General features: G+C 62.1%; 10 protein-coding genes. 4 read left to right on the top strand and 6 right to left on the bottom strand.

Annotated features, from left to right (window positions below; genetic code table 11):
- Positions 1–166 precede the first annotated feature (166 nt).
- The 3 genes from Q0K09_RS04705 to Q0K09_RS04695 all read left to right on the top strand — a co-directional run bounded on the left by Q0K09_RS04705 (position 167) and on the right by Q0K09_RS04695 (position 3,754).
- A complete protein-coding gene (locus tag Q0K09_RS04705) occupies positions 167–982 on the top strand; it encodes a hypothetical protein (RefSeq protein ID WP_294473549.1) in 816 nt (271 codons plus the stop codon).
- Positions 983–1,360: 378 nt separating this feature from the next.
- Positions 1,361–1,933: a hydrolase gene (locus tag Q0K09_RS04700; protein WP_294473548.1), complete on the top strand. Its 573-nt coding sequence runs from the start codon at positions 1,361–1,363 to the stop codon at positions 1,931–1,933.
- A 33-nt stretch (positions 1,934–1,966) separates the two neighbouring features.
- Positions 1,967–3,754 carry a CvpA family protein gene (locus Q0K09_RS04695; protein WP_294473546.1) on the top strand — a complete coding sequence of 596 codons (1,788 nt, stop codon included), beginning with the start codon at positions 1,967–1,969 and terminating at the stop codon, positions 3,752–3,754.
- A 77-nt stretch (positions 3,755–3,831) separates the two neighbouring features.
- Here Q0K09_RS04695 and Q0K09_RS04690 read toward each other — a convergent pair whose 3' ends face one another.
- The 5 genes from Q0K09_RS04690 to leuC all read right to left on the bottom strand — a co-directional run bounded on the left by Q0K09_RS04690 (position 3,832) and on the right by leuC (position 9,042).
- Complete coding sequence (locus tag Q0K09_RS04690; RefSeq protein WP_294473544.1) at positions 3,832–5,220, bottom strand: alanine/glycine:cation symporter family protein; 1,389 nt, start codon at positions 5,218–5,220, stop codon at positions 3,832–3,834.
- 94 nt (positions 5,221–5,314) lie between these two features.
- Positions 5,315–6,109, bottom strand: a complete 795-nt coding sequence (locus Q0K09_RS04685; protein ID WP_294473542.1) for a type III pantothenate kinase — start codon at positions 6,107–6,109, stop codon at positions 5,315–5,317.
- 99 nt (positions 6,110–6,208) lie between these two features.
- The gene (gene leuB, locus Q0K09_RS04680) at positions 6,209–7,285 is read right to left on the bottom strand and encodes a 3-isopropylmalate dehydrogenase (protein WP_294473540.1); all 1,077 of its coding nucleotides are present in this window, start codon (positions 7,283–7,285) and stop codon (positions 6,209–6,211) included.
- Complete coding sequence (locus tag Q0K09_RS04675) at positions 7,282–7,767, bottom strand: 3-isopropylmalate dehydratase small subunit (RefSeq protein WP_294473538.1); 486 nt, start codon at positions 7,765–7,767, stop codon at positions 7,282–7,284. Before Q0K09_RS04675 ends, leuB begins: the two co-directional genes overlap by 4 nt.
- Positions 7,768–7,782: 15 nt before the next feature.
- Positions 7,783–9,042: a 3-isopropylmalate dehydratase large subunit gene (gene leuC / locus Q0K09_RS04670; protein WP_294473536.1), complete on the bottom strand. Its 1,260-nt coding sequence runs from the start codon at positions 9,040–9,042 to the stop codon at positions 7,783–7,785.
- 109 nt (positions 9,043–9,151) lie between these two features.
- Between leuC and Q0K09_RS04665 the strand changes: the two genes are divergently transcribed.
- Positions 9,152–9,784, top strand: coding sequence for a Crp/Fnr family transcriptional regulator (locus tag Q0K09_RS04665; RefSeq protein ID WP_294473535.1), 633 nt, complete (start codon positions 9,152–9,154; stop codon positions 9,782–9,784).
- An 86-nt stretch (positions 9,785–9,870) separates the two neighbouring features.
- Here the strand turns inward: Q0K09_RS04665 and spoIVA are convergent, their stop codons facing one another.
- A complete protein-coding gene (spoIVA, locus tag Q0K09_RS04660; RefSeq protein WP_294473534.1) occupies positions 9,871–11,349 on the bottom strand; it encodes a stage IV sporulation protein A in 1,479 nt (492 codons plus the stop codon).
- Positions 11,350–11,363: the final 14 nt, after the last annotated feature.

The raw sequence follows: 11,363 nt of genomic DNA, 5'->3' as shown, positions 1-11,363 counted from the left end.
AGTTTCACTAAATAGCATTTCCTAACTCCACAGAAGGCTTGGTTAACTGGTTTATCATGCCTTGCAGAGAGCATTTTCATATTTTATATAATGATAAAAATGGAACATAAGAGAAAATTTTGCGTCTATATCAACAGGAATACATCGAGAAAAGGGGGACCACTGCATGAAAAAACTGACAGCATGGGTGTTTATTCTGGCATGCATCTTGGGACTGGTTGGTTGCTCCAGTGCAGGCACAAAACCATATCAGAATTTGACGGCGACAGATATTTCATCCGCAACAGTGCTTTTACAGCCGCCGGATAAGACGCTCCAAGTGGAGGAGCTTGACCGTCTCGCTACGCTTTTGCAGGATGTGGTCATCTATGAGGAAGATGACTCATATACGGAATATGCGGGGCAGGCCGTCACCATTCAATTAACCATGTCCGATGGAACACAGACAAGCATCACGGCATACAACCCTTTTCTGATCATCGACGGGATCGGATACCGGACAGAATACGAGCCCTGTGAGGCGCTGAACCGTTATGCCAACGAGCTGCTGGATTCCGGGGATGCTGTGGTCGTTTTGGAACAGCCGCCAGCATTGCGCGTAGTCAGTGATGAGACTGCCATGACCGCTCTGCTGGGTACCTATTCCTGGCAGCGAAAACATGCAGATGGAACCTTTACGGATATAGAGGCCGACAGCCCGCACCCATTGGATTGCAGAGAGCTGCTGTCCCCGCCGTTGGAGACGCCGGAGGAAACCGCTGCGCTGAGATTCACGGAAAATCCTGATAGAATTGTAAGCGTTCAATGTTGGAGTGATTCCCATTGGTCCACCCCCTCGGCAGGCGGCGAGGAGGTGATCCGCAATGGGAACACGATCGAACTGAAGTCCGGCGGGTATATCTACGAGGTCGTCGCGCAGTGGGACACTGACAGCGGATATGGAGGAACAGCCCATTATTCTTTCTATGTAACGGCAAAGTAAAGCCAACTACATTTTAGAGGCTTCGCCCCATCGGGTGGAGCCTCTTTCCATGCAGTTCGATTTCCATCAATTTGACGGAAATTTTCAATTTCCCTTGAAATCACTACTTTCCTTAAAAAGGGAGATTGAGATTGAGTGGGAAAGCCGCAGGAGTTTGGCTTTTTGGAGAGGTCTGCCGGCACAGGGAGACGATTGCCTTTACAGAAGGACAGCATCTCCATCTTTAAGGAGTCTGGCGGAAAAATGTCCGTCATCGGCGGGATATAGGATCCGCCATATATAAAGGTATACCATAAAAAGAAACGCAAGGGCGCCATTGCAATCCCGGCCTGAGTATGTTATAACTGTACCAAGTCAAACATAAGGAGTGTATCGCACATGCAGCCTACCAGAGAGCAGGCCCTGGCCCTGCTGAAGCAGTATAATAAGGAGCCCTTCCACATCCGCCATGCCCTGACGGTGGAGGCCGTCATGGGCTGGTTCGCCCGGGAACTTGGGTACGGGGATGAGGCGGAGTTCTGGTCCATTGTAGGCCTCCTCCACGACCTGGACTTTGAGCTGTGGCCGGAGGAGCACTGCGTCAAGTCCCAGGCCCTGATGCGGGAGGCCGGAGTAGACGAGGCCGTCATCCATGCCACCGCCAGCCACGGCTGGGGCCTGGCCTGCGACATCAAGCCGGAACATGAGATGGAAAAGGTCCTTTTCGCCTGCGATGAGCTCACCGGCCTCATCGGCGCCGCCGCCCTCATGCGCCCCTCCAAGAGCTGTTCGGATATGGAGATCAAGTCCCTAAAAAAGAAATTCAAGGACAAAAAGTTTGCCGCCGGCTGCTCCCGTGAGGTCATTCAGCAGGGGGCCGAGCTGCTGGGCTGGGACCTGGACAAGCTGCTGGACCTGACCCTGCGGGCCATGCAAGCCACCGAGGCCGGTGTGGAGGCCCAAATCGCCTGACCCCAACCCTATTTTGAAGATGAGGAGCCAAGTATGAAAGCAAAAAAACCGCGCAAACCCAAGAGCAAGCCCGCCTGCGTCCTCACCAGTCTGCTGGTAACTCTGGTGTTCGGGCTGATCTACTTTTATTTTGCCCTCCCCTCTCTGAACTTCCAGGACAGCAGCTTCTATTTCTTCCTTGGTCTGCTGTGCCTGATGTTCATGGCGTCCACCCTCTTCAACTCCGGGTTCCAGGTTGACCCCAACGGCGGGGTCAAAGAGTATTTCCGCTTCGTCAAATCTCAGTGCTTTCCTGCGGGGATCCTCCTGGCTCTGGTGCTGGCGGTGGGGCTGGTGGGGGCTATCATCTCCCTGCCCATCTTCCGGGCTGCGGACTACAGGGACCTTCTGACCGTGCAGGATGGAAATTTTGCCCAGGATATCACCCAAATCTCCTTTGACAAGATACCCACCCTGGACCGGGCCTCCGCCGAGTATCTGGGGGACCGGCAGATGGGCACCCTCAGCGACATGGTCAGCCAGTTTGAGTACTCCAATGACTCCACACAGATCAACTACCAGGGCCGGCCCGTCCGGGTGGCCCCCATTGCCTACGCCGATCTCATCAAGTGGTTTACCAACCGCGCCCAGGGACTCCCCGCCTATGTGCTGGTGGATATGGTAACCCAGGAAGCAACGGTGGTCCGGCTCCAGGAGGGCATGAAGTACTCCTTTTCCGAGCCCCTGAACCGCAACATCATGCGCCATCTGCGCTTTCAGTATCCCACCTTTATGTTCGACACGCCGCAGTTTGAGATCGACGAGTCTGGACAGCCCTGGTGGATTGCCCCCCGGGTGGTCAAGCGCATTGGGCTCTTCGGCGGCACGGATATCCAGGGGGCTGTGCTGGTGAACGCTGTCACCGGCGAGTGTACCTATTATGACGATGTAGAAAATATGGTGCCCACCTGGGTGGACAACGTCTACACCCCCACCCTCATTATGGAGCAGTACGACTACCACGGCACCTTTGTCCATGGATTCTTCAACTCCATTCTGGGACAGCGGGATGTCACCCTCACCACCGAGGGCTACAACTATATCGCACTCAATGACGATGTGTATGTCTACACTGGCATCACCTCCGCCAACGCCGACCAGTCCAACCTGGGCTTTCTCCTCTCCAACCAGCGCACCAAAGAGACCCGGTTCTACGACGCCCCAGGCGCAACCGAGTACGCCGCCATGGCCTCCGCCGAGGGCGAGGTGCAGGACCTGGGCTATATTGCCACCTTCCCCCTGCTGTTGAATATCGCCGGGGAGCCTACCTACTTTATCCCCTTGAAGGATGACACCAACCTGGTGAAGAGCTATGCTATGGTCAACGTGGCCCAGTATCAGCTGGTCACCGTAGCCTCCAGCGTCTCCGCCTGCGAGCAGGCCTACACCCAGCTCCTGGCCGAGCGGGGCATCGCGGAGCCGGAGGATCGGCCAGAAACCCAGGTCTCCGGGGTGGTGGATGACCTCCGCTCCGCCGTTCTGGAGGGCAGCACCTACTACTTCATCCGCCTGGAGGGCGGTCAGGTGTACTACACCATCTCCGCCGTCCAGAACCCTGTAGCCGTCCTTCTGAACGTGGGAGATCAGGTCACTATTGACCACGCGCCCCAGGCCGAGGGAGAGGCGTCCTCCATGCTCACCGCCTACTCCCTGACCATCGACGGCAAGGCCGCGCCGGAGGAGCCCATTGTGCCCCAGGATCCGGACACTGGGGTGGAGGACGGAACCACAGAAGTCCTGTCCGGCGCTGCCACAGTCCCCGTTCCGGGGGCCGCTGGATGAGGCCGGCGCCTTCCTTTTCGTGATTTACCCAAAGAAACCCCCGCCGCCGGCGCTTGCCGGACAGCGGGGGTTTCCCTTTACAGCTTGTTTCGCAGTCCTTCCGCCCAGCGGCGGATCAGATCCAGAGCCTCCGGGGCCAGGAGGAAGAGGGCGATGAGATTGGGCAGAGCCATCATCCCATTGCAGATATCGGCCACCTGCCAGACGGCCCCCACCTCCCCCACGCTGCCCAGGACCAGAAAGCCCAGAAAGGCCAGCCGGTAGAGACCGGTCCAGCGGTCCGTCCCGGTGAGGTAGCGCAGACCCTGTTCCCCGTAGTAGCTCCAGCCCAGGAGGGAGGAAAAGGCGAAGAGCAGCAGGCAGAGGGCCACAAAGGGCCCCCCCCACCGCCCCAGCACTGTGGAGAAGGCGGCCGCTGAGAGGGCTGAGCCCACCATGGAGCTGTCCACAGCGCCCCTCTGAATGGCGGACAGGGCGGCGCTCTCCTGATAGACGCCGGAGGTGAGGATCACCAGGGCGGTGACCGTGCAGATGACCAGGGTGGCCACAAAGACCTCGAAGATGCCCCACATCCCCTCCTCCGCCGGTTCGCTGACCTCCGCAGCGGCGTGGGCCATGGCGGAGGAGCCCAGCCCCGCCTCGTTGGTGAAGACGCCCCGAGCCACCCCGTAGCGCATGGCGGCGGCCATACCGTAGCCCATACCGCCCCCCAGAGCCGCTTTTGGAGTGAGGGCCTCTGAGACGATCCGGGAGAGGGCTCCGGGGATAGCGGCGGCGTGACAGGCCAGCACCACCCCGCCCCCTGCCAGAAAGAGCAGGGCCATCACCGGCACCAGCCGTTCGCTGACCCGACCGATGCGCCCGATGCCCCCCAGGATGACCACGCCGGTGAGCAGAGCGGTGACCACGCCCACCACCAGCCGGTTCCATCCGAAGGCGTGTTCCAGGGCAGTGGCGATGGAGTTGGCCTGGACCATATCCCCACCGCCGATGGAGGCCGACACACAGAAGAGGGAGAACCACACCGCCAGGGGCCGGAGCCCCAGTCCCCGCTCCATGTACTCCATGGGCCCCCCCTGCCAGGAGCCGTCCGCTGCACGGCGGCGGTATCGGACCGCCAGCGTCTTCTCGGCACACCCGGTCATCATACCCAGAAGGGCGGAGACCCACATCCAGAACACTGCCCCTGGGCCGCCATAGAAGATGGCGGTGGCCACCCCGGCGATGCTTCCGGTGCCGATGGTGGAGGCCAGGGCGGTGGAGAGGGCCTGGAGTTGGGTAAGACCCCTCCCCTTCCCCCGCCTCCTGGGCCGGAGCAGGGAGCCCAGGGTGGTCCGCAGCCACAGCCGGAGCCCGAAGAGCGGAAACCATCCGCCCCGAACGGAGTAGTAGAGCCCCAGCAGCAAAAAGGCCCCCAGCAGCCATGGATCCCAAAGCCCGTCTCCCAGCCGCTCCAAAAGCGTCATGTCCACCCCTCCCTCCCCAAAGAGATATGCGCCGGAGGAGAAAAAGAGAACGGCGGCGCCGGGAGAAATCCCCAGCGCCGCCGGTACCGTTTGGTCAGGCCCGTCTGCTCCTGCCCTCGGTGTTTTTTCGATAGATGAGATGGAGCCCCCTCAGCAGGAGATCTGTATCGTAAAGGATTTTTCTTTTACAGAACCTCAGGACCTCTGGGGCGCTGCGGCCCGTGGCCACCACAGCGGAAACCGGGGCGCTCTGCTCCTCCAGACGCTGGATCATGCCGTCCACCATGCTGGCGTTCCCGTGCACCACGCCGGAGCGCATGGCGTCTACTGTATTGTGGCCGAAGATGTGGGCGGGGGGCTCGATGGAGATGTGGGGCAAAGCGGCCGCCCGCTCCGACAATGCCTCCAGGGCCACCCGGACCCCAGGCATGATGACGCAGCCCTCGTAGCTGTTGTCCCGGAGGTAGGACATGGTCACCGCCGTCCCCATATCAATGACGATCAGCGGGGACGGGTAAGCGGCCACCGCCGCCACGCAGCAGGCTACGATGTCCGAGCCCAGCTGGTTGTGGAAGTCGGCCTTGATGTTGAGTCCGGTTTTGATCCCCGGCCCGATGAACATGGGAGATTTTCCGGTGAGGCGCTCAACCGCCGCGCACATATTGGCGGTAACCGAGGGAACCACGCTGGAGAGAATGGCGCCGGACACGGCGTGGAGGTCTGCCTGATAGAGGGAGAAAACCCCCATCAGGCTCATGGCGCACTGGTCTCCGGAGGCGTTCCGGCTGGTGGCCAGGGCGGAGCGAAAGCGCAATGTCCCACCCCGGTCGAAGAGCCCAATGTCCGTGGTGGAATTTCCGATGTCGATGGCCAGGACCAAGTCCTCCACGCCCCCTTCTGGTGCTTTTGTTACGATTGTAACAGAAAAGCGCCGGAGATGCAAGGGTGGTCCTCTGTTTGAAATGCAAGGGCCTCTGGGAGAAGTAGGTCAGATCGCCTGACAGATGAGGTCGCCCATCTGCCGGGTGCCGATGGGGGCGACGCCCGGCCCGGCGATGTCGGGCGTGCGCCAGCCCTCCCCCAGCACGCGGTCCACCGCCGCCTCGATGGCGTCGGCCTCGTCGGAGAGGTGGAAGGAGTAGCGGAACATCATGGCTACGGACAGGATGGTGGCAATGGGATTTGCCTTATCCTGGCCGGCAATGTCCGGGGCGGAGCCGTGGATGGGCTCATAGAGGCCGGGGGCGCTGTCTCCGACGGAGGCCGAGGGCAGCAGGCCGATGGAGCCTGTGACCATGCTGGCCTCGTCAGAAAGGATATCCCCGAACATGTTCTCGGTGACCACCACGTCGAACTGTCCCGGGTCCCTGACAAGCTGCATGGCGCAGTTGTCCACCAGAATGTCCTCATACTGCACATCGGGGTACTCCTCGGAGAGGCGGCGCATGACCGATCGCCACAGGCGGCTGGTCTCCAGGACGTTGGCCTTGTCCACACTGGAGACCTTTTTCCGGCGCAGCCGGGCCAGCTCAAAGGCCCGGCGGCCAATGCGCTCGATCTCCCGCTCGGAGTAAGCCATAAGGTCGGTGCACTCCACCCCCCGGTCTTCGGTCTGGTAGCGGTCCCGCTTACCGAAGTAGATGCCGCCGGTGAGCTCCCGGACCATCATCAGGTCAATGCCCTTCTCCGCTGTCTCCTGTTTCAGAGGACAGGCGCCGGCCAAGGCAGGGCGCAGGAAGGCGGGGCGCAGGTTGGCGTAGAGGCCCAGGTCCTTCCGAATGGCCAGCAGGGCGGTCTCGGGCCGCTGCTCGGCAGGCTTGTCGGAGCCCCACTTGGGGCCTCCCACCGCCCCCAGAAGGACGGCGTCGCAGGCATTGCACTTCTCAGCGGTGCCGTCGGGGTAGCTCTTCCCCACCGCGTCGGTGGCGCACCCCCCCAGGAGCACGTCCACAAATGTGAACCTGTGACCGAACTTCTTCCCCACGGCCTCCAGGACCTTCACGGCCTCCCCCACCACCTCAGGGCCGATACCGTCTCCTTTGATGAGCGCAATCTTGAAGTTCATTTCGCCACCCCCCTGGCCTTCAGGGAGTTGAGCAGGCCGCCGCTTTCAATGATGCCCTCAATAAAGGCCGGGAAAGGCGCGGCCTGGAAGGTCTTCCCCTGGGTCTCGTCGGTGATGACACCAGTCTTGAAGTCCACCGAAACGCGGTCGCCGGGCTGGATGGCCTGGGCGGCCTTGGGGCACTCCAGGATGGGGAAGCCGATATTGATGGCGTTGCGGTAGAAGATGCGGGCAAAGGAGGCGGCGATGACGCACTTGACGCCGCAGGCCTTCAGGGCCAGAGGGGCGTGCTCCCGGGAGGATCCGCAGCCGAAGTTGGCCCCCGCCACCACAATGTCGCCAGGCTCCACCGTGGAGGAGAAGCGGGCGTCGATGTCCTCCATGCAGTGGGAGGCCAGGGCCTTGGGGTCTGGGTTGTTGAGATGGCGGGCGGGGATGATGACATCGGTGTCCACGTTATCGCCGTATTTATAAATTTTCATTGCCTTGCACCTCCCTTAGAGCTTGGCCGGGTTGGCGATACAGCCGGCCACGGCGGAGGCCGCCGCCACAGCGGGGCTGGCCAGGATGATCTCAGAGCTGACAGGGCCCATACGGCCCACAAAGTTGCGGTTGGTGGTGGACACCGCCCGCTCCCCGTCGGCGAGGACGCCCATGTGCCCCCCCAGACAGGGGCCGCAGGTGGGGGTGGACACGGCGCAGCCGGCCTCAATAAAGGTCTGGACAAGGCCCTGGGCCATGGCGTCCATCATGATCTGCTGGGTAGCGGGCAGGACGATGCACCGCACCCCCTGGTGGACCTTCCGGCCCTTGAGGATGGCGGCGGCCTCCTGGAGGTCCTTCAGACGTCCGTTGGTGCAGGAGCCGATGACCACCTGCTGAATGGGCAGTCCCGCCACCTCGTCCACCGTCCGGGTGTTGGAGGGCAGGTGGGGCAGGGCCACGGTGGGCCGGAGGGCGGAGAGGTCGATAACCACCTCCCGGCTGTACACCGCGTCGGGGTCGGCCTCCACAGCGTCATAGGGCCGGTTCACCCGGCCCTCCAGGTAGCGGAGGGTCTGCTCGTCCACCGGGAAGATGCCGTTCTTGGCCCCGGCCTCGATGGCCATGTTGGCGATGGTGAAGCGGTCATCCATCGTGAGCTGAGCCACGCCATCCCCGGCAAACTCCAGGGACTGATAAAGGGCGCCGTCTACTCCGATCTCCCCGATGAGGTGGAGGACCACATCCTTGCCGCTGACATAGGGGGAGAGCTTGCCGGTGAGGGTCACTTTGATGGCGGAGGGCACCTTGAACCAGGCAAGGCCCGTGGCCATGCCGGCGGCCATGTCGGTGGAGCCCACGCCGGTGGAAAAGGCCCCCAGGGCCCCGTAGGTACAGGTGTGGGAGTCGGCCCCGATGATGACCTCACCGGGGGCGGCCAGGCCCTTCTCCGGGATCAGGGCGTGCTCTACCCCCATCTGCCCCACGTCATAAAAGTGGGTGATGGAGAAACGGTTGGCAAATTCCCGGGCCTGGGCGCACAGCTGGGCCGATTTTATGTCCTTGCAGGGGGTGGAGTGGTCCAGGACAATGGCAACCTTGTCCTTGTCGAATACCTGAGTCAGTCCGGCCTTGTCGAACTCGGTGATGGCCACCGGAGCGGTGATGTCGTTGCCCAGCACCAGGTCCAGCTTGGCCTCAATGAGCTGCCCGGCCTCCACGGAAGGCACGCCCGCGTGCTTGGCCAGGATCTTCTGGGTCATGGTCATACCCATCTTTGGGTCCCTCCTGTTTGTTTGATTGCATTTATTATGGCAGAAGTCTTGCGGAAAGAATGTAAAGTGTGATACGATTAAAAAAAACCGACGGGGGGTCGCCTGAAATATGGAACAGACGGACATCTGGGCGCCCCTGGCGGAGGGACAGGTCCCCCGGGTCTACGCCCCCGGCCAGCTCATCTACCTCCAGGGCACCCGGGCGGAGGTCTTCTACTACCTCCTCTCGGGCACCGCCCGGAGCTACATCAGCTCGGAGTCCGGCGGGGAGCGGGTCCTCACCACCCACCGCCCCGGGGACCTGATGGGGGAGGCTTCCTTCTTCGACGGCTGCCCCCGGGTCTCCTCGGCGGTGGCGGTCACAGAGTGCCGGGTGGTCTCCATTGACCGGCAGCGGCTGGACCAGGTCTTCCGCAGCCGCCCGGACCTGGCCCTCCCCATGCTCCAATATCTGGCCCGGACGGTGCGGCTCCTCTCAGACCATGTGGACGACATGTCCTTCCGCCCGGCGGACCAGCGGGTGGCCCGGTATCTCCTCACCCTCCCTGCCGAGGCAGACGGCTCCCTGCGCTGCACCCATGAAGAGGTTGGCGCGGCAGTGGGGGTGAGCCGGGTAACAGTGAGCCGGGTCCTGGGTGACTTCGCCCGCCGGGGCTGGGTGGAGACGGGCTACCGCTCCATGCGCCTGACGGACCGTGAGGCCCTGGAGAACTTTTCCCATCAGGGTTCCGCTTTGGATTAAGGAAATTTCTTTCTGGGGCGTCTCCGGAAATTGAGATGGAAAACTGGCGGCGGGAGCCGGCCTTTTGGCCGGTTCCCGCCGTCGCTTTAGAGAATAATGCAGATGAGGCCGCCGGAGCCCTCGTTGATGATGCGCTGGAGGGTCTCCTGGAGCTTGCTCCGGGCGTCCTCGGGCATCCGTTTAAGCTTGGTGTTCAGGTCCTCGCTGACCAGCTCGTGGAAGGATTTTCCGAAAATGTTGGACTGCCAGATGGCCTTGGTGTCCCCCTCGAACTCCTGGAGCAGGTAGTGGATCATCTCCTCCGACTGCTTCTCGCTGCCCACAATGGGGGAGACCTCGGTCTCGATATCGGCCCGGATCATATGGATGCTGGGGGCGCTGGCCTTTAGGCGCACGCCGTAGCGTCCCCCCTGCCGGACGATTTCCGGCTCCTCCAGGTGGAGCTCGTCGGTGGTGGGGACCACGATGCCGTAGCCCGTCTCCTTCACCTCCTGGAGGGCGTCGGCCACCTTGTCGTACTCCCGCTTCACCTCGGCGAGCTGGGTGAGCAGACCCATCAGGTCCCCGTCATCATGAATGGTGAAGCCGGACTGGTCGGAGATGGTCTCGTAGAAGAGGCTTCTGGGCAGTTCCAGGTCGGCGGAGGCCAGGCCGGTGCCCAGCTCGATGGAGCGGATGCGGGCGCTGCTCACCCCCTCATAGGACCCAATGGCCTCGATGGTGTGCTCCACATCCCGAATGCGCCGCAGGTTCCCGGCCCCCTCCCGAATGGCGGCGTAGAGTCCGCTTTTAATGGGGTGGTCGTAGGGCAGGGCGTCCACCCAGGGGGGCAGAGAGAGGTCCAGCTCCTTGAGGGGGAACTCATAGAGCACCGCCTTGATGATTCCGGCCACGTCCTCCTCCTTCAGCTGAAGGCAGTTGACCACCATACAGGTGACGTCGTACCGAGAGGCCAGGTCGGCCCGGATGGCCTTGGCCCGCTCCGAACCGGGATAGGCCGAGTTCAGGAGTACCAGGAAGGGCTTTCCCAGCTCCTTGAGCTCGGAGATGACCCGCTCTTCCGCCTCCAGGTAGTCCTCCCGGGGAATATCGGTGATGGAGCCGTCGGTGGTAACCACGATGGCAATGGTGGAGTGCTCGGTGATAACCTTCCGGGTGCCGATCTCTGCGGCCTCTGTCATGGGAATCTCGTGGTCGAACCAGGGGGTGGTGACCATCCGGGGCTGGTCCTCCTCGAACTGGCCCGCCGCCCCGGGGATGGTATAGCCCACGCAGTCGATGAGCCGCACCGACACCCGGGCGCCTCCCTCCAGGGCGATGTCCACCGCCTCCTCGGGGACGAACTTGGGTTCCACCGTCATGACAGTCCGGCCGGAGCCGCTCTGGGGAAGCTCATCCCGGGCCCGCTCCCGGCGGTACACATTCTCAATATTGGGGATGACCAGCGTCTCCATAAACCGCTTGATGAAGGTAGACTTGCCGGTGCGGACGGGGCCCACCACCCCCACATAGATATCGCCGTCGGTGCGCTGGGCGATGTCCTCATAGATCTTCCTGTCTTCCACTGGATGCTTCCTCC

It is taken from the genome of uncultured Intestinimonas sp., assembly GCF_944387725.1.
Classification (GTDB): domain Bacteria; phylum Bacillota; class Clostridia; order Oscillospirales; family Oscillospiraceae; genus Intestinimonas.
The sequence above is the reverse complement of the archived record's forward strand: the minus strand, read 5'-3'. Positions and strand labels throughout refer to the sequence as shown.